At 46.1% G+C, this 23,319-nt stretch carries 23 protein-coding genes and 1 riboswitch; of the genes, 9 read left to right on the top strand and 14 right to left on the bottom strand.

From position 1 onward, the window contains the following. The first annotated feature begins 56 nt into the window (after positions 1 to 56). Positions 57 to 1,226: a YbfB/YjiJ family MFS transporter gene (locus CQS04_RS05860; protein WP_245858762.1), complete on the top strand. Its 1,170-nt coding sequence runs from the start codon at positions 57 to 59 to the stop codon at positions 1,224 to 1,226. A gap of 16 nt (positions 1,227 to 1,242) precedes the next feature. Here the strand turns inward: CQS04_RS05860 and CQS04_RS05855 are convergent, their stop codons facing one another. After that, complete coding sequence (locus CQS04_RS05855) at positions 1,243 to 1,680, bottom strand: nucleoside deaminase (RefSeq protein ID WP_100353242.1); 438 nt, start codon at positions 1,678 to 1,680, stop codon at positions 1,243 to 1,245. Between the two features lie 141 nt (positions 1,681 to 1,821). Between CQS04_RS05855 and CQS04_RS05850 the strand changes: the two genes are divergently transcribed. Beyond that, positions 1,822 to 3,042, top strand: a complete 1,221-nt coding sequence (locus CQS04_RS05850; protein WP_100353808.1) for an MFS transporter — start codon at positions 1,822 to 1,824, stop codon at positions 3,040 to 3,042. Positions 3,043 to 3,083: 41 nt separating this feature from the next. On the opposite strand, the gene CQS04_RS05845 is transcribed toward CQS04_RS05850, so the two are convergent. Together CQS04_RS05845 and CQS04_RS05840 are read right to left on the bottom strand one after the other, a co-directional pair. Next, positions 3,084 to 4,424 carry a GntP family permease gene (locus CQS04_RS05845; protein WP_100353241.1) on the bottom strand — a complete coding sequence of 447 codons (1,341 nt, stop codon included), beginning with the start codon at positions 4,422 to 4,424 and terminating at the stop codon, positions 3,084 to 3,086. Between the two features lie 18 nt (positions 4,425 to 4,442). After that, positions 4,443 to 5,564 carry a glycerate kinase gene (locus tag CQS04_RS05840; protein ID WP_100353240.1) on the bottom strand — a complete coding sequence of 374 codons (1,122 nt, stop codon included), beginning with the start codon at positions 5,562 to 5,564 and terminating at the stop codon, positions 4,443 to 4,445. A 118-nt stretch (positions 5,565 to 5,682) separates the two neighbouring features. Between CQS04_RS05840 and CQS04_RS05835 the strand changes: the two genes are divergently transcribed. Beyond that, positions 5,683 to 6,741, top strand: a complete 1,059-nt coding sequence (locus CQS04_RS05835; RefSeq protein WP_100353239.1) for a CdaR family transcriptional regulator — start codon at positions 5,683 to 5,685, stop codon at positions 6,739 to 6,741. A 183-nt stretch (positions 6,742 to 6,924) separates the two neighbouring features. Here CQS04_RS05835 and CQS04_RS05830 read toward each other — a convergent pair whose 3' ends face one another. From CQS04_RS05830 to CQS04_RS05815, 4 genes are all read right to left on the bottom strand, one after another. After that, complete coding sequence (locus tag CQS04_RS05830; RefSeq protein WP_100353238.1) at positions 6,925 to 8,061, bottom strand: glycerate kinase; 1,137 nt, start codon at positions 8,059 to 8,061, stop codon at positions 6,925 to 6,927. A 12-nt stretch (positions 8,062 to 8,073) separates the two neighbouring features. Further along, positions 8,074 to 8,355 (bottom strand): hypothetical protein, encoded by a 282-nt coding sequence (locus tag CQS04_RS05825; RefSeq protein ID WP_094943392.1) that lies wholly within the window; start codon positions 8,353 to 8,355, stop codon positions 8,074 to 8,076. A gap of 80 nt (positions 8,356 to 8,435) precedes the next feature. Then, a riboswitch (SAM riboswitch) is annotated at positions 8,436 to 8,537 on the bottom strand. Between the two features lie 56 nt (positions 8,538 to 8,593). Continuing rightward, complete coding sequence (locus CQS04_RS05820) at positions 8,594 to 8,779, bottom strand: hypothetical protein (RefSeq protein WP_100353237.1); 186 nt, start codon at positions 8,777 to 8,779, stop codon at positions 8,594 to 8,596. A gap of 72 nt (positions 8,780 to 8,851) precedes the next feature. After that, on the bottom strand, positions 8,852 to 9,229 hold the full coding sequence (locus tag CQS04_RS05815; protein ID WP_100353236.1) for a general stress protein: 378 nt from the start codon (positions 9,227 to 9,229) through the stop codon (positions 8,852 to 8,854). Between the two features lie 162 nt (positions 9,230 to 9,391). Between CQS04_RS05815 and CQS04_RS05810 the strand changes: the two genes are divergently transcribed. Further along, complete coding sequence (locus tag CQS04_RS05810) at positions 9,392 to 9,760, top strand: DUF2188 domain-containing protein (protein ID WP_100353235.1); 369 nt, start codon at positions 9,392 to 9,394, stop codon at positions 9,758 to 9,760. A gap of 12 nt (positions 9,761 to 9,772) precedes the next feature. After that, positions 9,773 to 10,324 carry an NADPH-dependent FMN reductase gene (locus tag CQS04_RS05805; protein WP_100353234.1) on the top strand — a complete coding sequence of 184 codons (552 nt, stop codon included), beginning with the start codon at positions 9,773 to 9,775 and terminating at the stop codon, positions 10,322 to 10,324. Positions 10,325 to 10,333: 9 nt separating this feature from the next. On the opposite strand, the gene CQS04_RS05800 is transcribed toward CQS04_RS05805, so the two are convergent. Then, positions 10,334 to 11,209 carry a patatin-like phospholipase family protein gene (locus CQS04_RS05800; protein WP_281257836.1) on the bottom strand — a complete coding sequence of 292 codons (876 nt, stop codon included), beginning with the start codon at positions 11,207 to 11,209 and terminating at the stop codon, positions 10,334 to 10,336. 170 nt (positions 11,210 to 11,379) lie between these two features. On the opposite strand from CQS04_RS05800, the gene cysK reads away from it, so the two are divergent. Further along, positions 11,380 to 12,297: a cysteine synthase A gene (gene cysK, locus CQS04_RS05795; RefSeq protein ID WP_100353233.1), complete on the top strand. Its 918-nt coding sequence runs from the start codon at positions 11,380 to 11,382 to the stop codon at positions 12,295 to 12,297. Positions 12,298 to 12,350: 53 nt separating this feature from the next. Then, positions 12,351 to 13,013, top strand: coding sequence for a type 1 glutamine amidotransferase domain-containing protein (locus tag CQS04_RS05790; protein WP_100353232.1), 663 nt, complete (start codon positions 12,351 to 12,353; stop codon positions 13,011 to 13,013). An 18-nt stretch (positions 13,014 to 13,031) separates the two neighbouring features. Here the strand turns inward: CQS04_RS05790 and CQS04_RS05785 are convergent, their stop codons facing one another. Both CQS04_RS05785 and CQS04_RS05780 read right to left on the bottom strand, forming a co-directional pair. After that, positions 13,032 to 13,505, bottom strand: a complete 474-nt coding sequence (locus tag CQS04_RS05785; protein WP_165775468.1) for a DinB family protein — start codon at positions 13,503 to 13,505, stop codon at positions 13,032 to 13,034. Positions 13,506 to 13,593: 88 nt separating this feature from the next. Then, the gene (locus CQS04_RS05780; protein ID WP_100353230.1) at positions 13,594 to 14,241 is read right to left on the bottom strand and encodes an EAL and HDOD domain-containing protein; all 648 of its coding nucleotides are present in this window, start codon (positions 14,239 to 14,241) and stop codon (positions 13,594 to 13,596) included. Between the two features lie 196 nt (positions 14,242 to 14,437). On the opposite strand from CQS04_RS05780, the gene CQS04_RS05775 reads away from it, so the two are divergent. Then, positions 14,438 to 14,881, top strand: a complete 444-nt coding sequence (locus tag CQS04_RS05775) for a GNAT family N-acetyltransferase (RefSeq protein ID WP_100353229.1) — start codon at positions 14,438 to 14,440, stop codon at positions 14,879 to 14,881. A gap of 50 nt (positions 14,882 to 14,931) precedes the next feature. On the opposite strand, the gene CQS04_RS05770 is transcribed toward CQS04_RS05775, so the two are convergent. After that, positions 14,932 to 16,410 (bottom strand): glycine betaine uptake BCCT transporter, encoded by a 1,479-nt coding sequence (locus CQS04_RS05770; protein WP_100353228.1) that lies wholly within the window; start codon positions 16,408 to 16,410, stop codon positions 14,932 to 14,934. 142 nt (positions 16,411 to 16,552) lie between these two features. Between CQS04_RS05770 and CQS04_RS05765 the strand changes: the two genes are divergently transcribed. Beyond that, a complete protein-coding gene (locus CQS04_RS05765; RefSeq protein WP_245858761.1) occupies positions 16,553 to 16,933 on the top strand; it encodes a DUF2500 domain-containing protein in 381 nt (126 codons plus the stop codon). Positions 16,934 to 16,946: 13 nt separating this feature from the next. On the opposite strand, the gene metH is transcribed toward CQS04_RS05765, so the two are convergent. From metH to CQS04_RS05750, 3 genes are read right to left on the bottom strand one after another with little or no spacing between them, the layout of a single operon-like run. Beyond that, entirely contained in the window at positions 16,947 to 20,384 is a 3,438-nt protein-coding gene (gene metH, locus CQS04_RS05760; RefSeq protein WP_100353227.1) for a methionine synthase, read from the bottom strand. Then, the gene (locus tag CQS04_RS05755; RefSeq protein WP_100353226.1) at positions 20,365 to 22,209 is read right to left on the bottom strand and encodes a bifunctional homocysteine S-methyltransferase/methylenetetrahydrofolate reductase; all 1,845 of its coding nucleotides are present in this window, start codon (positions 22,207 to 22,209) and stop codon (positions 20,365 to 20,367) included. Before CQS04_RS05755 ends, metH begins: the two co-directional genes overlap by 20 nt. Continuing rightward, positions 22,206 to 23,318, bottom strand: coding sequence for a methionine biosynthesis PLP-dependent protein (locus tag CQS04_RS05750; protein WP_100353225.1), 1,113 nt, complete (start codon positions 23,316 to 23,318; stop codon positions 22,206 to 22,208). Before CQS04_RS05750 ends, CQS04_RS05755 begins: the two co-directional genes overlap by 4 nt. Between the last annotated feature and the right edge of the window lies 1 nt (position 23,319).

Raw genomic sequence — 23,319 nt, 5'->3', positions numbered from 1 at the left:
GCGAATGGTTCACGTATACTTAGATGTAACGAATTGAACTAGTTGAGGTGACCATCATGAAGCATCCACTCTATTTAGTACTCGGCGGCGTCTTTGCGCTCTTCATAGCGATGAGCATCGGCCGCTTTGCCTATACACCCATTTTACCATTTATGCAGCTAGAAAAGGGATTTTCCACAGTTTTTGCTGGTACACTTGCATCGGCCAACTATGCCGGTTATTTAGTAGGCGCTTTAGCAGGAAGCATCTTCCCAATCGGCCGTTATCGAACGAGATTGCTATATGTAAGTCTTGCGACCAGTATCACGTTGACCTTCGCAATGGGACTCGTGGACTCTCATGTATTGTGGATTGTCTTCCGCTTCATTTCAGGCGTGACGAGCGCCTTTGTTTTCGTGTTGACGAGTAGTATCATCTTAGACCGTCTGGCTGCTATTGGACGCATCGGATTATCCGGCGTGATGTATGCAGGTGTTGGTCTTGGCATCTTTGTCTCGGGGCTTGTCGTCCAGCCTTTAATCACGCGCTACACAAGTGACGGCGCTTGGATCGGTTTAGGATGTATCGCACTGCTTCTCGCGCTATACGTCATCACGGTCGTCAAAGAACCTAAAACCGACTCTAGTCAAGCAGTTCCTATTGCGACTGCGAAGAAACGATTTGAACCTTGGCTCGTTTGGCTTCTCATCGCTTATGGTCTTGAGGGCCTTGGTTACATCATTACAGGTACGTTCATCGTAGCTATCGCGGAAACTTCTGACGTCTTTATGGGCAGCGGTACGCAAGTCTGGGCGATCGTTGGACTTGCCGCGGTCCCTTCAACGATGATTTGGGCATTTGTCGGCAGTCGCTTCGGATGGATGAAGTCGTTTATAGCTTTACTTGTCATTCAAGCTATAGGCGTTGCGCTTCCCGCTCTATCCGAAAGTCCAACGAGTTTCTATGCGAGTGCTATTCTTTTCGGAGCGACGTTCATGGGAGTGACGGTGCTCGTCGCTTCTTATGCTCGTGAGAAATTTCCACATGCAAGCGCGCGTATTTTATCTGTACTCACTGTAACCTATGCGCTCGGCCAGATGATCGGTCCTATCATCGCTTCTTGGCTCGCTTCTCAGACCGGATCGTTCGGTTCTGCTCTGATTGGAGCTTCTGTTGTGATTGCACTCGGCGCCCTCTGTACCGTTCCGATTTTGTGGATCGAAAAGAACAAGACGCCTGCTAACTGAGCAGACGTCTTTTCTTTTACTTAATAGAGTCGAGAGGATCTTCAATACCTTCTTGTAGTGACTCGAAATGAATCGGCCACTCCGGACGTTCCGTTTTCAGCTCTTTATAAATATCCGCACCAAGGCGGAGCCCTACAGCTTCTAACTCAGGCAGGTCATTGTAGTAATAGACTTGATCAATCCCCGCTAGCCGCATCACCGCATAACACATCGGGCACGGATGCCCACTTGCATACATGGTCGCCCCTGAGAGGTCGAGTGTCTGAAGTTCCTGTTGCGCCTTGCGAATCGCTAGTAGCTCGGGATGTCCTGAGCTATCGTGTACTCGGTGAAGTTCATTGACTCCTTCTCCAATAATCTTTCCGTCTTTTTCAAGGACCGCACCAAAAGGCTGACCGCCTTCTTTAACATTTTGAATAGCCAGTTCTACTGCACGTTTCATGTAGGTGTTCATCGAATTCCTCCTTTTTCACTAACGTACCGTGGAACCTTTTTCTTCGTCAATCGAAAAACATTTCATTAGTCTCTTGTAAATTTCGGTTTCCGGAGTATAATTCAGGTAACGAATGATGGATGGAGAACACGTATGTTAAAAATGGACCGCCCCTATAATGAACGAATCAGTATCTATAATGGTATGGCATCTACTATGGCCATGAATATTACCAACACCTTTTTCCCGCTCTTTATGATCACCATCTTGGGAGCAACCAACTACCAAGTTGGGCTACTTAGCTCTCTGCCGCCTCTCATCGCTTTACTTATGACGATCCCGGCAGCTATTTTACTCAATAAAAGCGTCACTCATAAACGAATCGTCGGTACAGCCATCATCACCGCTCGGCTGTTTTTTCTTGCAATCGTCTTTGTGGTCTACCTACCTCCGGAATGGCGAGCGTGGGCTTTCCTAGTCATCATCGGTATGATGCATGTGCCGACAGCCTTGGCGACAATCGGTTGGCAGACGTTGATCAGTGGCTTGGTTGATGAAAACCGTAGAGCACAATTTTTCAGTGACCGTAACCGCATGTTAACAGTTGTCGGCTTGTTCACCACTTTGTTTGTTGGAATCGTACTTCGTGATGCGACGGAAAGTGTGATGTCGTACCAAGTCTTGTTCGCCGTCGCACTGTGCTTCGGTTTGCTAGAAGGGTTTTTGATCATGCGTCATAAAGAAAACGATCCAGTCGTCTCGGAAACCAAACCGAAACTAATGGACTGGTCGATTTTCAAAGACCGCGGCTACCGCTGGTTCTTAGTCGCTGCCCTGTTCTTCAACTTCACCTGGCAGATGGCGTGGGGTTTGTTCAACATCTATCACGTGCGCATTGCAGAAGCGACCATCTTTTGGTTCAGTATGTTCTCTGCAGGAAACATGTTGATGCAGTTCTTTACTTATCCGTTGTGGAAAAAATGGTCGGAGAAGTATTCCAATACACTCGTATTCATTGTCCTAGCAATCGGAATGGCATCTGCTCCGTTCTTCACTGTGCTAACGACAAACTTCTTCCTGCTGTTCTTAGTGCAGACGACCTCAGGTTTCTTCCTGTCCGGAGTCATCTTGGTGCTATTCAATATGCTCCTTGAGCACAGTCCTACTGAAAAGCGGACGTACTGCATCACAACTTACAATGTATTACTGTCCTTGATGGCGTTCATCGCACCACAGATCGGAATCATCTTCTTGGAACTGTTCGGCATTGTCGAAGCGATGCATATCAACGCAGCTCTACGTTTGTCTAGCAGTCTAGTATTCTTCGCGATGTTTTGGTTCTATTCGCGACATAAAAAGCGGCCGGAAGCGGCTGTGGTATAACGAAAAAGAGGCTTTCCGCAAAGGAAGCCTCTTTCTTTCGTCTATACAAAAATCATCCAAGCCACCATAGTGACTACAATCGTCGTGACACCCATTAATAACGTAGACATCGTCATCGCTTTATAAGCATCTGTTACTTTCATTCCACTGAACTCCGTTACAACCCAGAAGAAACTGTCGTTTACATGACTCACTGTCATAGCACCCGCACCAATTGCCATAACGACTAGCGCAAGAGCCACGCCACCAGTAATTCCAAGCTCCACTACTAACGGTGCCACTAAAGTCGATGTGATAACCAGAGCTGTCGTCGAGGAACCTTGTGCAGTCTTCAGTGCTGCTGCAATTAAGAACGGAACAATCAAGAACAACGCCCCCGTTCCAAACGCGGAAAGATCCATGGCTTGCAGCTGATCTGCTACACCTGTATTTCGAATCACTGTCCCAAATGCACCACCAGCACCTGTAATCAGCAAAATCGGTGCTGCTTCTTTCAATCCTTCGCCAACCCATCCGGTCAATGTCTTCTCATCATAAGCAGGTAGTAGCGGTAACGCCGCAAACACACCTAAGAACAAAGCTACTGTCGGCGAACCAAGGAATTGGAAGAAGGACGTAACGCCACCTTCTCCGCCAAGAGCCGTTGCAATCGACCCCATAGCAATTAAAGCAATCGGCACTACAAGTGGTAAGAACGATTTGAAAGCCGATGGCATCTTGCCAAATGAAGCAATGATTTCGTCGTAGTCAAGCGCTTCTGCATCTTCTTCTACATGAATCTTCGAACCGACTTTCACTGCCCAGATGTACCCGACCAGAACTGCTGGAATCGCAATGATCAGACCGACCAGAATGATAGTTCCTAAGTAGTCAGATGCACCGATGTTTCCAGCGGCCGCAATCGGTCCTGGTGTCGGCGGTACAAGTGTGTGAGTCGCAAACAGTCCAGTCGCAAGCGCAACAGCCATAGAAGCTACGGCTACTTGTGCCCGTTTAGCTAACGCCTTTTTCAAACTTGATAAGATGACGTATCCAGAATCACAAAAAACGGGAATCGAAACGATGTACCCAATCACAGACATCGCGAGCTGCGGACGTTTTTCTCCGATAACACGAAGCACGACTTCTGCCATTCGGTACGCTGCTCCAGATTTCTCTAGAATGACACCAATGATAGTTCCGGCCACGATTACGAGACCGATACTCGTCATCAAGCCACCAAATCCTTCATTCACAAAACGAACGACGTCTACAAGCGGTAGACCCGCTGCGATTCCAACAAAAAATGCTGCGACGATCAACGAAATAAACGGATGTACTTTTAATACAGCTGTCGCAAAGACAATCAACACGACCCCTAGCAAAATAATCGCAAACAACATACAAACTCCCCCTTAAATTTAAAATGATTTCCCCAAACGTTCAGCAGCTGCTAGTAAAGCAGGTACCGGCCGTGATAATGCTTCTTCTAGGTGACAAGAAGGTGACACGATACTGTCGATCAGATCAAAATGCGGCGCCAATAGAACACGGTCCTCTTCTCGTACCATTCCCGACAGTAAGGCTACAGGCACCCCTGCCTTCTTTGCGCGAAACGCAATTCCAAGCGGGGCTTTTCCAGACAACGTTTGCACATCCGATTTCCCTTCGCCCGTAACGACCCAACTTGCTCCGTCTAACTTCGAATCAAAATCGATCTCATCTAAGATGATTTCAATTCCAGGACGCAAAGTAGATGGCAGGAATGCGAGAAACGCTGTTCCAAGTCCTCCAGCTGCACCAGCACCGGGCAACTCGTGCACGGACTTCCCTGTAGTTTCTTCTACGACCTGTGCATAACGCCTGAGAACATTTTCTAGTACGTCGTGATGACCTCTTTCGACTCCTTTTTGAGGACCGAAAATCGCAGTGGCACCGCGTTCTCCTAGGAGAGGGTTGTCCACGTCGCAAGCAATGTCGAAGCGGCATTTCGGAAGTCGGGAATCAAGTCCTGCCAGATCAATCGTTGCGAGTTCTTGATAAGAAGGCAAATCCGTCTCCAAAACCTTGCCTGACCCATCTAAAAATCGTGCCCCAAGTGCGCGCATGGCACCAATGCCTCCGTCATTTGTAGCACTTCCTCCAATCGCTAAGATGAAGTGCCGACATCCTGCATCGAGTGCGTGACGAATAAGTTCTCCTGTCCCGTAAGTACTAGCACGGAAAGGATTACGCTCCGACTTCGTAACGCGCATGATCCCTGACGCTTCCGCCATCTCAATCACGCCCGTCTTGCCATCGCCTAAGATACCGAACCGTGCATCAACCGGCCTTCCCAGTGGATCTTCTACGACTACTTGTTGCATCTGACCCTCCGTTAGCTCCACAAGAACCTCAAGCGTCCCTTCCCCTCCATCTGCGATTGGAATCAGTGTATACTGCGCATGTGGGAACACTCTCAAGAGTCCGTCTTTCATCGTTTGTGCCGCTTCTTTAGCTGTCAATGTTCCTTTGAATGAATCTGGACTGATGATAATGTGCATAGGCTCCCCCCTCAAGTAAACGCTTACAAATTAGTGTAGTGTGTATTTTCTGATAGTGCATTATACTTAATGTACAAATAGGAATATAATTTTAGATAATTTTTTGGGAGTGTTGTCGATGTTAACGAAAGAAGTAGCGAATCAGATGGTCGAACAGACGATGATTCGACTGAGTCGGAATATCAATGTGATGGATCCAACTGGTCTAATTGTGGCTTCTGGGGAACCAATACGTCTTCAACAACTCCACGAGGGAGCTGCGTACGTAGGACGTACCGGGAAGACACTGGTCATCTCGGAAGAGGTAGCTGGTGACTGGCCTGGAAGTAAAGCTGGAATCAATTTACCGCTATTTTATAAAGATAAGTTGGTTGCTGTCATTGGCATTACAGGGAACCCTGGAGACCTTGAGTCTGTCGCCCCTCTTGTTCAGTTAACATGTGAACTGATGTTACACCAATCGATCGTGACTGCCGAATCTGAGTGGAACCGCAAATGGAAAGACGACGCGATTACAGAGCTATGGATTACTGGCGAGCTATCTCATGCAACTAGGGAGCGTATTGCGTTATCTCATATTTCGGTTGCAGGTCCTTTATGTTGCAGTCTATTCCGAGACAAAACAGGAAATACGAATACACTTCGAAGAAAATTAGAAGACTTTTTCGATTGGCCAGACAAAGTAATAGGAGTAGGTGTTCACGGCGAAGCAGTCGTTTTGACGAGTGGTTTAAGCGAGGAGCGGTTGAAAGAGAAGTTTAAGCGACTTTTAGGACTCCTCCCCACTCTGCAAATTTCTGTAGGGAAGTGTGTAGATACTGTAGAGGCACTCGGAGAAAGTTTGCATGCATCTCAGGTTACTCAAGCCAATCAGTCGGCTCCCCTTGCTAGTTTTTCTGAGTTCGAACTCACGTATTTGCTGCATCAAGTACCGGAATTAGGCCGATCGCAATACAGTAGAACTTTACTTGCGTCCCTTGATGCCAAAGCTCTTGAGACACTCGGGGCCTTGTTTGCGTCTGACTTGTCCATTCGTGGTGCAGCTGAAAGACTTGGGGTTCACCGCCACACGTTAAGCTACCGGATCCAACAAATCGAGGAGCTGACAGGATTGCACCCGCTGCGATTTGAAGATGCCGCGAGCTTATGGCTGGCTCTCAAGTGGCGTGAGGTATGAATTCGAGGATTTGTTTAAAAGAATTTCAGATTTGCGGTATGGAACTTCAAATTTGCAGAAAAGAACCTAAGATTTGTGGAAAAGAACTTCAAATTTGTCGTTGAACAATCGCTCAGCTTTCTTTCTAACAAAGAACCCCAAACCTTTTCGGTTTGGGGTTCGGCGTTCTTCACATCTAGTAAGTCATTCTCCAAACTTCTCCGAATACCAACGAGCCGCAGCTTGCTTAAGTGCCTCTTCTGGATGGTCAAGGGCATGATTAATTTCACTTTCAGTCTGAGCAAGGAGGACGACCTCTTGGAACAGATCCGTTGCGTCTTCCACAGCATCATGAGCCGCACTGCCCGCAAACAACGTAACCGGTAAGCCTCTTTCCGCCGCAAACTTCGAGACTCCGTGCGGCCCTTTGCCTTCTAAAAACGTGTGCCGATCGAGGCGTCCTTCTCCTGTAATGACATGAGTGACACCAGACAGCGCGTTTTCCCAGCCGGAGCGCTTCAACACAAAATCAATACCGTGGTACCATTTTGTCGGGAAGAAAGCCTGAACGGCACCTCCAAGTCCTCCTCCAGAACCCGCTCCTGCTCTTTCGTGAAGTCGGACACCCGTATGTTTTTCGATGACGTCGGCTAGACGGCTTAATGCTGCTTCCACTCCTGCCGTGTCTTCTTGTCTGACGCCTTTTGTCTCGCCGTAAAGATGAGTAGCCCCTTGAGGTCCAATGTACGGGATCTGCACGTCGCTGACTACTGCAAAGGTACATTCTTGAAGACGCGAATCAAATTCTTGGTCATCAAGGCTTTCGAGTTGCTGTAATTGCAACAAGTCTCCAGACATTTCGTTTCCATCACTGTCTAAAAATTTTAAGCCGAGCGCTCGTAGCATACCTGCACCACCATCGTTTGTGGCACTGCTCCCAATCGCAAGAATGAAGTTTCTATGCCCTTCGTCTAAAGCCGCTCGAATCAATTCTCCTGTTCCGTATGTCGAGGCAAGTCGAGGATTTTGTTCATGTTTTTTCACATAAGAGAATCCTGAAGCTTGTGCCATCTCAATTACACAGGTATGACGAGACAGGCCGGTCACGCCGTATTTAGCTTCAACCTTACGACCAAGTGGATCGCGAACCGTAGCGGTCTTATATGCCCCTTTTGTAGCGCTCATTAGAGCATCCAATGTCCCTTCCCCACCATCTGCTATCGGGAATTCAATGACTTCTAATTTTGGGTCGACAGATTGCAGGCCTTGCGCAATAGCGCGCGTAGCTTCTTGAGATGTGAGCGTGGTCTTCCAAGCATCTGAGCTGACGATGAATTTCATAGTTGGTTCCCCCTAGAATAGTCGTTTTACAGATGGACCGAATAGATAAAAATGCAAATCTTGCTTCTTTTCTTCTATACTTCGTGACAACCTTGCAATCTCCTGCTCAAGTGCTGTAATTTCTTCAATGGCCTTGTCCACCCGTTCCCGAGAAATCTCTTCTCCGAGCTCTAAGTAATGGAGCTTTGCCTCTAACGCTTTTACTTGTTGATGACGCTGCATCGCTCCGGCGTAGCTTTTCACTTCTTTTTGTTTTAATTCTGTCAGTTGTCTTTCAAGCGTTTCTCTTCCCATTGTAAACATCCTCTCCTGAAAATTGTGCCAAACAAAAAACTCTTCCCTACGAGAGAGAAGAGTTGCATACGCACAATTTCTCCTCATCGTTCAGGGCGGACCTGTTGGATGGAGCACCTTACCTTATAGGCAGGTTGCTGAGACTTCGTAGGGCCAATTCCCTCCGTCTCTCTTGATAAGAAAAGAGTTACTGTTCAGTTAGTACTAGTATAGCAGAAAAAGGGGAGATTTCCCAGTGTCACTTCGAGCGAATGTCATCTTCATCTGCATTTTTATGATTGTAGAGCTCGTTTTCACCGTCTTTGTCCGCGGGGTCTTCGCGATAGAAAAACGGATCGCTATCAATTTTTTCTTCTTCTGTTAATGATTTTTCATCACTTGGCATTGGAATCTTTCCGCTGTTTTCTTTTTCTTCTTTAAACATGTAAACTCGCCTCCTGAATTCTTATGTGGTTTTTAGTTCTATTCCCTGAACTTCGATTTTAGAAACGACCCGTTACAAAATGTGACGCTTGGCGTCATCTGTAGCGCCGATGTTCGCCCCGTGAACGCGGTCTACATAAACAAAATAATGGCCTTTATCAATTTCATTTTCAATTTGATCACTTTCTTGCTTATTAAATCCTAAACGAAATAACACATCTTGTGTCGTGTCTTCCCCTTTAAAGAAAGCAGTGGCCGCATCTAAAAAATTCGCTGGATCGGTTTGAATCTGTAAAGAGGTATGCTCCTTTAGCCAAGCTACTTGACGGTCGTTTCGCGCTAGAATGATGATTTCATCTTCGTCGAACTGATCATCATGCAACTGCACTAACCGTTCCTTCAAGGATACAGTAGTAGTTTCTGTCCAATAACTCGCCGTATTTGAAATCATGATGAGTCAACTCCTCTTAGTTGGTAGTAAGTTTGTTCTTTATTCATCCCCTCTTTTTTTAACGGGCAAACGATTTTTTACAAAAATAGGAACGAAGACCGATAGAAGAATCGTTTACTTTTAGTCCGACAGGGAAAGAAGAAATCAAGGAGGCGATAGGAAATGCCATGGACAAAAACGGATTATCCCGATTCCATGAAAAACTTAGACGCTGCAATACGGAATAAAGCCATTGAGATGGCGAACGCTATGATTGAGGATGGCATGGAAGAAGGTCGAGCTATCTCAATTGCTACAGCAAGAGCGCGAGACTATGTAAACGGGACAGATGATTCATCCAGACCTCACTATATAGTGAAGTGGAAAGAAGACGAATGGGTATTGATGAAAAAAGCAGGAGAACGCGCCATTAAGAAAGCTGCTACAAAAGAGGCGCTGCTTGAAGAGGCAAAACCATATGTAAATGAACAGGATGGGATTTTGACGGTGTATAAGGAAGACGGAAGTGTAGCGGATACTTTATATGACTAAGGAGCGGATCAAATGACGGAAAAATTAAAAGTAGGCATCATTTTAGGAAGCACTCGTAAGGGTCGAGTTAGCCCGCAGGTTGGAAAATGGCTCTTAGAAAAAGCAAACCGACGGCAAGATGCCCATTATGAACTGGTCGACATCAAGGACTTCGACCTTCCCTTCCTAGGAACCGAAGAATCTGAAGGGGTTAAACGATGGAACGATAAGCTCGACTCACTCGATGCTTTTGTGTTTGTAGTGGCGGAATATAACCATAGTATGACAGGAGCTCTGAAAAATGCCTTGGATAGCGCTAGAGAACCTTGGCACAACAAGTCAGCAGGTATCGTAAGTTACGGTTCTGCTGGTGGGACACGTGCTGCCGAACACGTTCGACAAGTGTGCGCTGAATTACTGATAGCAGACGTCCGTGTGCATCCCGTATTATCGCTGTTCTTAGATTTCGAAAAAGGTGAAACCTTCAAACCTCGTGACCTTCATGACAAAAATATTAAAGACATGTTGGATCAAGTAATCGCATGGGGTCGTGCACTGAAACCGTTACGTACTAAAGAAGCCTGAGGATTCCCCTCAGGCTTTTGTCATGACGTTTGTAGGCTCTCCTAAAAACTTCATCATCTCTTCAAATTGCGACCTCCCAGTCTCTACTCCAAACTCATAAAGTGATGTTAGACGTTCTGGGTTTCTCTCTGCACGACTGATTTTAAAAGAATCCTCTGGTCGTATCACGAAGGCCTTCCCTTGATCTTCCAAAGCTTCTACCCATTCCAACGTGTCGTTGTAATGCTTCCATCTTGTCTCCATCTGATGAACAAGACCGGGATATTGTTTATACATAAACTTACTGATTCCGGTAAAACGAGAAGGTGCTTTTCGGTATCCTTTCGGACGTGTCAAGATCACCACAGGCTTTTCAATGCCATCCTCCAATGCTTTCTTAAGCGGAATCGGATCCGCTATGCCTCCGTCCATCAAAGTCATTCCTTGATAATCTACTGGAGCCGCCATGAATGGCAAGGAACTAGAAGCTCGAACCACTTTTAAAATTTCGTCTCTAGGAGCTCCCTTTTCAAAATAAATTGGTTTTCCACTATAACAATCTGTTGTTCCGATAACAAAGCGTTCCGGTGTTGCAGAAAAAGTCTCGTAATCAAATGGAACGAGCTCATTTGGCAATTTATCGAATAGCAAATCCATGCCAAATAATTCTCGTTTCATCACCAAGTTCTTGAGCGAAATGTAGTCCGGATGTGTTACATAATCAATAGAGACTTTGCGGTTCCGGTCACGCTGTCTTGCCGCATAGGAAGATCCATGACAGGCTCCTGCAGAAACACCGATGACATATGGAAAATAGTACTCATGCTCCATGAATGCCTCGAGCACACCACCCGTAAACACTCCACGCATGCCGCCTCCTTCTAGTATCAAGCCTGCTGCTGTCAAATCGTCCACTCCTTCTCGATAGTTTTCTACTTATTAGTATTCCGCAAAAACAACCAGGAAGCAAATGGAATATGTAGACGATTTAATTCCTATTAAAACACTTTGAATTGGAAATTGAATACCTGACTTGGTATACTTAGCGTACTAGTACCAAGAAAGTAGGGACAGCTATGACGATTTATCAAAGCGTTACAGAACTCATTGGAAATACTCCAGCTGTGAAATTAAATCGCGTTGTACCGGAAGGCGCTGCGGATGTATACGTGAAACTTGAAATGTACAATCCCTCTAAAAGTGTCAAAGACCGGGCAGCTAATAATATGATCAAGATGGCGGAAGAACAGGGACATATCCGTCCAGGAGATACCATTATTGAACCGACTAGTGGAAATACTGGGATCGGTCTTGCAATGGTCGCTGCTGCACGCGGGTACCGTGCCATTTTAGTGCTCCCTGATAATAGTACGCAGGAACGAATCAATTTATTAAAAGCCTTTGGAGCTGAAGTCGTCCTCACACCTCAGGATGAAAAAATGCCAGGAGCTATAAAAAAAGCGCTAGAGCTGAAAGAATCCATTCCAAATGCCTTTATTCCGCAACAATTTGAAAACACAGCAAATGCAGATGCTCACCGTGGTACTACAGCACTTGAAATCTTAGAACAAATGGACGGCCATTTGGACGCATTCGTCGCAACAGCAGGCACAGGTGGAACGATTACGGGTACAGGAGAAACTTTGAAACAGCACCTTCCCGAGCTTTATATCGGTGTCGTAGAACCTAAAGGCTCTCCCGTCCTGTCAGGAGGAAAACCAGGACGTCATAAGCTAGTTGGAACCAGCCCAGGATTCATTCCTCCGATTTTAAATACAGAAATCTATGATGAAATCTTCCAAATCGAAGATGTCCAAGCCATTGATTTGTTCCGTCGTCTCGCTCGCGAAGAAGGAATTTTTGTTGGTCCTTCTGCTGGTGCTGCTGTTTATGCAGCAATTGAAATCGCGAAACGCCTAGGAGCAGGTAAGAAAGTTCTGTGCATCGCTCCTGATACAGGAGAACGTTATTTGAGCATGGGCTTGATTGAATAACGTAAAAAGTGGGTACTGAATACGGTACGTTCAATTTGAAAGGAGACAATACTATGTCAAAACGCATTTTAATGGTGCTAACCAATCATTCCGAACTACCTAACGGCAAAAAAACCGGAGTCTGGCTTTCTGAATTCGGCGAAGCCTTTCTCGCTTTCCAAAAAGAAGGTTATGACGTCACTGTAGCCAGTCCTCAAGGCGGCGAGATACCTATCGATCCAACTAGTTTAGAAGGCGATGTATCTGAAGAGATGCTAGCTACAAAGGAACACCTTCAACATACAGAACATATCAATGATCAGAATGCTGAAGATTTTGATGGTATCTTCTTACCGGGTGGTCATGGTACGATGTTTGACTTACCGGATAATACGAAGTTACAAGAATTGATTCGCTCTATTTATGAAGCGGACAAGCCAGTCGCAGCCGTCTGTCATGGACCTGCAGGACTTGTTGGCGTTAAACTATCAAACGGAGACCCTCTTGTAAAAGGCAAAAAAGTAAGTGCTTTTACAGACGCAGAAGAGCAAGATACAGGTCTACAAGACGATATGCCATTCCTTTTAGCTTCTAAGCTTGAAGAATTAGGCGCTCATCATGAAGCTGCTGCAAACTGGAGTGAAAAAGTGGTCCGTGATGGCCTACTAATCACTGGTCAGAATCCACAATCTACAGAAGCAGTAGCTCACGCGTTTATAGATACATTAAAAGAGTAGGCAGCCGCCTACTCTTTTTTATGTCCAGCGACCTTCTAAATCAAGCGCTCGGCGGATCTGTTCAAAATGATGTTCGTCATGTTCGACTAACCCGGTAAAATAAGATTCCAGTGTTGTGGTGTTCGTCCCAATAGTAAAAGGTTCTGCCCACTTAGCTTCTGGTACTGCAGATAGTTCATCTACTAATTTTTTGCGAGTCAGTAAAAATTCTTGTATCGTTTGTTCTTTCATCTGATTACGCGCAAGTTCAGCAGACTGTGCATTGAATTGCTCAAATCCAGGATAGGGCTGTAGAGCTTCCCCATTTAAAATCGGATGAAGACGATCTGTTAGAAAGAAACGATCCCAAGGGCCAAGGTGCCCTACCACTTCAGCAACCGTCCATTTTCCTTCTGCAATCGGAGAGCGCCAGTTAGCCTCTTCCCATTCCTTCATCCCTTCAATCCAATCCATTGATGCGCGAAAATGCGCTAAAATCTCAGCCTTGTTCACTTTGTAATCCCCCTTCATTCGGTCTACCCTCAGTATACCCTTTGAACGAAAAAAAACGCCCGCACTAGCCTGTGCAAGCGAAACAAAATTAGGCGTGGGGAACATGAACAACGATCTGACCGTCAATAACTAGAGGCGTTGATTTCTTGTAAAGAATTTCTGGCTTCCCGAAAAAGTATCCTTGAAAGTACGTGTACCCAGAATCTAAAGCTCGCCTGTATTCTTCTAACGTTTCAATTTTCTCAGCAATACGTTTTTTCCCAGAACGTGTTGCCAATTTTTCTGTGTACTGCTGACGGTTCATTGGTGCTTGAAAATCAATCTTAATGTAATCGGCCACTCGCACTATTTCAGGAATTCCATGAACAGAGGCATTGCAGTTAAAATCATCGAGTGCAATCTGGTAACCTGTTTTTTTCAACTGTCGCAGGGATTTTAAAAGCTCCTCATCAAATTCAATGGTCTCCAACACTTCAATGATCAAGTTTCCCGGAGCGACATTCCATTGATGGGGTTGCGTCAACAGATCTCGAGTAAAGTTTACAAACACTGGAAGATTTTGACTCACAATATCCAATCCCATGACATGATAGGCCGTATCTAACACTTGCCTAGTAGCTTCATTTGGGTCTTGTGCAGTGTAGACGTTTTCCTCACTATTTCGGTACAATAATTCATAAGCAACGACATTGCCTTGACGGTCCACTATAGGTTGCCTGGCAAGATAGTGGTTCAATTTATTCACCTCCGTCCATTTAAAGTTGTTAGTCGTATTCTACCATTTATTTTCAGAATAATCAAACATTAATACCTTATCAATTCCAATTCGAAAGTAAAATAGTCTCAGTTTCAAATTATTTTAATTCAGACGAATGGTAGAGAGGAATAAATTAGGCGAATGTCGAATAGACAAGAAAAGGGGAGGCTGCATCATGACGTACAAAATTAAAGAGATTACAGATTTAAATGCCGTATCAGTGGATCATTTAGTAGAAGAAAGTGAACAAGAGGGCTACAGGTTTTTAACACGATTAGTGAAGCAATACGCTGACGGTTCGGAGCTTTTTCAAAAACCGGGTGAAGCATTATTTGGTGTCTGGAAAGAGGATGAATTAGTGGGCATCGGAGGTATCCTCCAAAATTCTTATTCCGATGATCCCTCTTCGGGTCGCCTACGCAGATTTTATGTATTAGCCGAAGAACGTCGTCACGGTGTGGGAACATTACTTCTTGAAGCTTGCTTAAACAAAGCAAAAGAATCCTTTAAAAGCGTCACATGCCGAACAGATTCTGCAAAGGCCGATGCTTTCTACCGTCAGAATGGGTTTGTAGCTGTCCACCACTCACCGGATACCACTCACCGCATTACTTTTTAAAAAACGAAAAAAGACCTTTCCGATTCATTTCCGGAAAGGTCTTTCGTGCTTTATAAACGCTTTCTTTCAAGCTGCAAGGCTTTCAATGTGGAGATCATCATCAAAATCATGATGAAGGAGAACGGCAAGGCCGCTATAATCAACGCATTTTGTAAAGCCGTTAATCCATTTGCAGATAAGAGGATGACCGCTATTGAAGACTGTGCAAGTCCCCAAACGATTTTTACAGAGTTATCAGGATTCAAAGAACCTCCCGTTGTTTGCATTCCCAATACGAAAGTTGCTGAATCGGCACTTGTTATAAAGAAAGTCCCAATCAGAATAATTGCGATGATTGAAAGAATGGTTGCAAACGGTAGTTCATTGAAAGTAGCAAACAACACTTCTTCTGTTGCCAATCCTGAAATGTCTGTCACTTTATCTTGAATTTCAATTGCTGTTGAACCGAATGCAGAGAACCAGAAAAAGCTGACAAGTGACGGAAGCAGCAAGACTCCTGTCACAAACTCACGTATGGTGCGGCCTTTTGATACACGAGCAATAAAGATTCCCACAAATGGAGCCCAAGAGATCCACCAAGCCCAATAGAAGATGGTCCAGCCATTAATCCACTCACGCGTAGACCCATCAAGAGGAGCTGCACGGAAGCTCATGCGAACGATATTCTGCAAATACGAGCCAAGTGTTTCTGTGAACATGTTGAAAATTAATAGCGTAGGTCCGATAATGACGACGCCTACTAAAAGTAAGATAGCAAGAACCATATTGGTGTTCGATAAATATTTGATTCCTTTACTGAGTCCTGACCAAGCAGAAGCTAGGAACAGCACCGTAACTACAGCAATAATGATGACCTGCAATCCGTAAGATGCTTCAAATCCGAACAAGTAACTCAAGCCGCCACTAATTTGAACAGCACCGAAGCCAAGAGTTGTTGCTACCCCGATCACCGTTGCAAAGACGGCAAACACGTCGACGACGACACCCCAAGGTCCTAACATTTTATCTCCAAAGATTGGCTTAAGTGTTGCTGAAATTAATCCAGGTTCGCCTTTGCGGAACTGGAAATAAGCGAGTGCTAAGGCAACAATCGCATAAATGGCCCAGGCATGTAAGCCCCAGTGGAAAAAGGTATAGCGCATCGCGTCACGGAATGCTTGTGGCGTTCCTGTCTCACCAGTTGGTGATGAAACCGCGAAGTGAGAAAGTGGCTCTGCCGCTCCCCAAAACACAAGTCCGATTCCCATTCCAGCAGAAAATAGCATCGCAAACCAAGTGGCTCTCGAATAAGCGGGACGATCCGAGTCTTTTCCTAAGCGAATTTTGCCATATGGACTGACAATCAAAAATAATGTAAAAGCAACCATCAATCCGACAATGATCAAGTAATACCATCCAAATGTAGAGGTAATGAAAGCCTGCATGTTTGCTGTAACCGCCTCAAAGCTTTCAGGCACAATAGCACCAAAAGCAACTGTGACTAATACTAGTGCAAGCGTAATCCAAAATACGTTCGTAACGTTTTTCACATTCTTCCCTTCTTTCGTCTAGTTTTACACAATTCCCTACCCTACCTTAATTTTTTGTAAGGGTCAAGCCATGAACATTTTGCCCACATGAAACTTCTCCACCTCTTCATTCGTATAAAACGTATAAAAAGGGGGAGAAAATATGGGTTTTTCAGATCCTATGTTTGGCTTTATGGATACGTTTGGAACGACGTTTATAGTTGTGGTGTTTGTCATAGTTATCTCGGCATTCATTTTTGGAATTGGGGGTTCCATTAAAACGTGGTCAAAAAATAACAATTCGCCTCAACTTACCATACCCGCTACGGTTAAAACTAAACGCACAAAAACTAGTGGTGGACATGGAGACGCTTCTGCAAGCACATGGTATTATGTGACATTTGAAGTCCAAAGCGGAGACCGGATGGAACTTCCAGTCCGAGGACACGAATTCGGGCAGCTGGCAGAAGATGATTTAGGTCTTCTCACATTTCAGGGAACTCGTTTTATCAACTTTGAGAGACAAATAGAACCACGCACATAATGTGCGTGGTTTACTAGTATACATTAAAATAACGCGCTTCGGGATGAGCGAAAACCATGGCAGAAACAGAAGCTTCAGGCTCCATCATACACCCATCTGTAAGTTCGACTCCAATACGCTCCGGCTGCAATAGTCTCCATAATTTCTTCTGATCTTCAAGTTCTGGACACGCCGGATAGCCGAATGAAAAACGCTGTCCTTGATACTTCGTACGGAACAAGTCCTGAATACTCAATTCTACAGGGTCCGGGAATCCCCAGCGTGTCCGCATCATCTCATGAACACGTTCCGCTAGTCCTTCTGCCGTCTCCAATGCGAGAGCCTGAATCGCATGACTCTCCAAAAACTTTCCTTGCTCTTTCAACTGCTGCGACCAAGCACGGATATCTTTACCGGCAGTCACCGTGAAGAAACCGACGTAATCCATCTCTCCGCCGACCGGCTTCAAGTAATCCGCTAGACACAGATGATCTGCCTTTTGCTGTCTCGGAAAATGGAACCGTTCGATTTCTTGCGTAACGTCTTTAGGGTCATAGATGACGACGTCGTCTCCATCTGACTGGGCTGGAAAGAACTGATAGATGGCAGAAGCTTGTAAGATCCCAGAAGCCACTGCTTGTTCAAACAGACTGTCAGTCAGCTCCTTGAGATTGATTGTCCGTTCATCTTTTTCATCAAGAAGACGAGAAATCTTCCCTTTGATTCCTAGATGATGTCCTAACAGCATTTGCTGGTTGATATACGGATAGACTTGCTGCAAAGAAAACTCTCGCAGGATATGCACATCTAAATCTGTCGGTGTATAGACCTGAACATCTTTACTGACTGTTGATTTTCCAACAGTCTGAGGCTTTCTAGGAATCTCTGCTTCCGGCGATTCGGTTCGTTTCTTTTGATCCTCTTCATGGTGTTGTTCAATTTCCAGACGACGCTCAGGATGCTGTAAATCATTGAACAATTGCAGTCCATCCATCGCATCTTTTGCATAGAGAACGACCCCATCATATTCCTTCGCAATCTTATTGGCTGTAAACTTACGAGTCAATGCAGCACCGCCGACGACTACTGGAGTATCGATTCCCACAGCCTTTAAATCTTGTGCAGTGACCACCATTTGCTGTGCCGACTTTACAAGTAAACCAGAGAGTCCGATAATGTCCGGTTCGTGGGCGCGCACCTGTTCAATCAACTCTTGTGGAGTCACCTTAATACCAAGATCTGTCACATCATAGCCATTGTTGCTCAAAATGATGTCTACTAGATTTTTGCCGATGTCGTGGACGTCTCCTTTAACAGTAGCTAGTATCACTTTCCCTTTTGTAGAGGACACATCGGACTGTTCCATATGGGGCTCTAAATAAGCTACAGCAGCCTTCATCACCTCGGCACTTTGTAGGACTTCTGCGACGATCAATTGATTGTCGTTGAACAGGCGCCCTACCTCTGCCATTCCCGCCATCAAAGGACCGTTGATAATATCAAGTGGCGCCTCATAGCTTTCAAGTGCTGCATTCAAATCCGGAATAAGCCCTTCTTTCGTCCCTTCAACAATGTAATAAGCAAGGCGTTCCTCAACAGTTGCAGGCAGTTCTTGTACCTTTTCTTCTTTTTTCATACCACGGTAAAACTCTGTAAAACGAGCGAGCGTCTCGTCTGTCGTATCAAACAACAGCTCTTCTGCTAGACGCACTTCTTCCTCCGGAATGGAAGCAAAGCGTTCGAGTTTCTCTGTGTTGACGATGGCGTAATCAAGTCCCGCCTGCACACAGTGGTACAAGAACACGGCATTTAAGACTTCCCGGCCGACCGGAGGCAACCCGAAGGATACATTGCTGACCCCCAAGATTTGCGGGCAAAGCGGAAACTTTTCTTTAATGGCGCGGATCCCATCAACAGTAGCTTTCGCCGACCCGATGTATTGTTCATCTCCGGTACCTACTGGGAACACTAAAGCATCAAAAATGATATCAGATGGCGCGATCCCGTACTTTTCCGTAAGGAGCTGATAAGAGCGTGTCGCAATCTCGAGTTTTCGTTCCGCTGAGACACCCATCCCTTTTTCGTCAATCGTTCCCACCACTACGGCTCCACCAAACTGATGCAGCAGAGGTGCAATCGCTTCAAAACGCTCTTCCCCATCTTCTAGATTGATGGAATTGATAATCACTTTTCCTTGGGAGTAACGAAGAGCTACTTCAAGCACCTTCTCATCCGTCGAGTCAATCATCAGAGGCACTTTCACTTTCTTGACGACTTGTTGAATGAAACGGTCCATGTCCTCCACTTCTTCACGGTCCGGGTCTGCCAGACAGATATCGATGATCTGTGCACCGTTCTTCACTTGGGCACGGGCAATTTCCGATGCTTCTTCTAGCTTGTTTTCTTGGATGAGGCGCTTGAATTTGCGAGAGCCAATTACGTTTGTGCGCTCACCAACTAGAATCGGACGAGTTGAGGGATCATCATAAATAAAAGGTTCGATACCAGACACTTTGTGTTCTTCATGAGCTGTGAGAGCACGTGGTGAGTAGGCTTTTGCCACATTAGCCAGTGCTCGGATATGGTCTGGAGTCGTTCCACAACAGCCTCCCACTATGTTGAGCCAGCCTTTTTCTAAAAAGCCTTCCATCTTCGCTGCTAGCGATTCCGGTGTCTCGTTATAATTGCCTTCTTCGTCCGGTAAGCCTGCATTCGGGTAACAGCTGACATAGTTTGAAGCTAAGGCAGACAAGGAACGGACATGATCCCGCATAAACTCTGGTCCCGTTGCACAGTTGAGGCCCACCGCTAATGGGTTCATGTGTTCAAGCGAAATATAAAAGGCTTCAATTGATTGGCCAGCAAGCGTCGTCCCCATCGGTTCGATCGTCCCGGAAACTAAGATAGGCACTTCTTTTTGTTTAGCAGTAAACGCTCGTTGAATCCCTAGGTTGGCCGCTTTAACGTTCAATGCATCCTGACTCGTCTCGACAAGTAATACATCCACTCCGCCATCAAGCAACCCTTCTGCTTGGACTTGGTAATCCTCAGCAAGCTGGTCGAAGCTGATACCACCTGTCACTGAGAGTGTTTTAGTAGTCGGACCCATCGCACCCGCTACAAAACGTGGTTGGTCGGGAGTCGCATAGCGTTCTGCTGCACGGCGGGCTAGTTCTGCTGCTTGCTTGTTGAGCTCGTAAGCGAGGTGTCCCAGTCCGTACTCATCTAACACCACTGGTGTAGCGCCAAAAGTATTCGTCTCCACAACATCTGCTCCCGCTTCGTAGTAGGCCGCATGAATGGATTCAATCAGCTCTGGATGGGTCTTTACCAAGTATTCATTACATCCTTCGTATTGTTCCCCTCCAAAATCATCTGCAATGAGATCTGCCTGCTGAATCATCGTCCCCATCGCTCCGTCTAGAACGAGGATTTTTTTCTGAAGTTGTGTCTCAAATGTAGAGCTGGTCATGTGATTCCTCCTGCTTCCGTGACGTAATGTAATGAATCAGTTCAAGTGACAGTTCGTAACGTAAGAACGGCGTGATGAGATAGATCCCATTGAACAATTTGACGGCTTCTGCCACCAGTTCTTTCGTGATCGCCATTCCTTCTTCAAGCGCTCGTTTTGGATCTTCTCCAGCTAAACGCATCCGCTCCCTTGTATCGTCAGGTAACCGAATGCCTGGGACCTCATGATGCAAAAATTCTGCATTGCGTGAGCTGAGAAGCGGCATGATGCCGACAAAGAACGGACGGTCCACTTGTTTCGAGGCTTCTGCTAGAGCATGAAGCTGTTCGATTCCAAAGACCGGTTGTGTGATAAAGTAATCAGCTCCTGCTGCGACCTTTTTCTCCAGACGCTTGACGGAAGCGTCCATATGGCGGTAGTTCGGATTGAACGCTGCTCCAACGGAAAATTGAGTAGGACGCTCTAGTGATTTCCCTGAGAACGAATACCCTTTATTGTTTTGTTTAATCAGTTCGATTAGTTCTAAACTTGATAAGTCATAAACCGATGCCGCACCTGGGAAATCGCCAATTTTTGCAGGGTCGCCTGTGATAGCGAGCAGGTCTTGAACACCTAACTCATGCAGTCCCATAAGATGAGACTGTAATCCAATCAGATTGCGGTCTCGACACGTCAAATGCACAAGTGGATTTGCCCCGTAGCGCTGTTTAATGATAGCAGCTACCGCATCGTTTCCGACGCGTGGAGAAGCAAGTGGATTATCCGCAAGCGTCAGGGCGTCAGCACCCGCTTTATGAAGGGCTTCGATCCCCTCGTAAAATCGGTCCGTGTTCAAATGCTTCGGCGGATCGAGTTCTACAAGAATCGTTGTCTCATTTCGGACTTTTTGAAGAAGTGGCGATTCTTCTGATGGTTCGACGACTTTCCGGACCGCTTTCAATGGAATGGCCTGCTTCTCGGTAATCGGCGTTCGGTCCTTAAGCCTCTCGCTCACTGCTTGGATATGTCCAGGAGTCGTTCCACAGCAGCCTCCAATCAAGTGGACGCCTTGTTGTCTGAGCTCTTCTGCTATATCTCCAAAGTAAGAGAACTCTTCTGCATACGTATAGCGCCCTTCCTCTAGCTGCGGAAGGCTGGCGTTCGGGTAAACAGAAAGCAGAGCTTTTTGCGGAATAGGAACATTTTTTAGAGCCGTCAGCATATGGAACGGACCCATTCTACAATTGATGCCAACCACGTCGGCACCGAGGCCTTCAAGTCTTGAAAGTCCCTCCGCAAGTGTCCAGCCATTTTGAAGAACTCCCACCTCATGCATCGACAGTTCAGCAATAATCGGCAACTCACACTCTTGCTTCGCAATCTGAACGACGGTCTCGAGTTCCTCAAAATCGTAATACGTCTCAAGTAACAGAGCATCGACCCCTTCCATCAAGAAGATGTAGAGCTGCTCCCGAAAACTGCGTTTGATCTCATCGAGCGGAATGTCTTGTTTAATCCCTCGAAGGCCACCGATAGTTCCCAGTACATAGACCTCTTCACCAGCTGCTTGCTTTGCCAAACGGACGGCCGCTGTATTGATTGCCTTCACTTGTTCCTGTAAACCGTAGCGCGCGAGCTTCACATAATTGGCCGCATACGTGTTCGTCTGAATGACTTCAGCTCCGGCTTCAATGTACTGCTGGTGGACCCTCAGGACATCTTCAGGGTGCGAAAAGTTGAGTTCTTCATTACAGTGATCGACTCCGTAGGAATACAACAGCGTTCCCATGGCACCGTCTGCGACTAACACGCGGTCTCTAAGTTGTTCAAGGAAAGGTCGCTTCATCGTGGAACACCTACCCACGCATCTAAAATGGTCTTCAATTCTTGCTTCAGGTCCTCGATATGTTCAATACCTACAGAGAACCGTAGGAGTCGCGAACAGATTCCAACTCGTTCTCGCTCCGCTTCCGGAATATCCGCGTGCGTCTGTGTCGTCGGATATGTGATAAAGCTCTCCACTCCTCCCAGACTTTCGGCAAAAGCAATGAGTTGTAAACTCTCTAAAAACGGAGGAACCCACTCCGCTTCTTTCAAGCGAAATGACAGCATCCCACCTTTACCTGGATACAATACCGAATCGATGGCTGGATGTTCTTTCAAAAATGCTGCAAGCAAGCGGGCGTTCTCTTGCTGCTTCTCCACTCGAAGAGCCAGTGTCTTTAAACTTCTCACTAAAAGCCAACAGTCTAACGGACTTGGCACGGCACCGATTGAGTTTTGAATGACACGGAGCTGTTCACCAAGTTCTTCGCCTTTTGTAATCACAGCACCCGCCAAGACATCATTATGCCCTCCCAAATATTTCGTTGCACTGTGCAGCACGATATCGGCACCTAATGTGATGGGTTGCTGAAGGATTGGTGTGTAGAATGTATTGTCGACAATCAGCAACAAGCCATTCTTCTTTGCAATTTCCGCAACTGCTTTGATGTCCGTCTCTTTCATCAACGGATTCGTCGGCGATTCGATGAAAATCGCTTTTGTCGCATCCGTCACGGCCTTTGAAATAGCGGAGAGTTCAGTTGTGTCCACGTATCGAAACCGGAGACCTGTCCGCTCTTCAAGCTGATGGAACAACCGGTAGCTTCCTCCGTACAAATCTTCTGAGACGATCAGCTCGTCTCCTGTTCGAAACAATTGCAGCACGGCATGCACCGCCGCCATCCCTGAACTGAACGCAAACCCGTGGTCTCCGTGTTCTAGTGTTGCTAGTGCCTGTTCAAGTGCTGTTCGAGTCGGATTGGCCGTTCTCGAATAGTCATATCCTGTGGATTGCCCGATCCCAGGGTGAATATAAGCTGTAGAAAGATGTATTGGCAGACTGACTGCTCCTGTTGCGGCATCACTTCGGTTTCCTGCTTGCGCTAGTTGCGTTTCCAATTGATAGGTCATA

Origin of the sequence: Chryseomicrobium excrementi (assembly GCF_002798305.1) — a bacterium.
Lineage (GTDB): Bacteria > Bacillota > Bacilli > Bacillales_A > Planococcaceae > Chryseomicrobium > Chryseomicrobium excrementi.
Note: the sequence above shows the minus strand (reverse complement) of the source record. Positions and strands in the feature narration are given on the sequence as shown.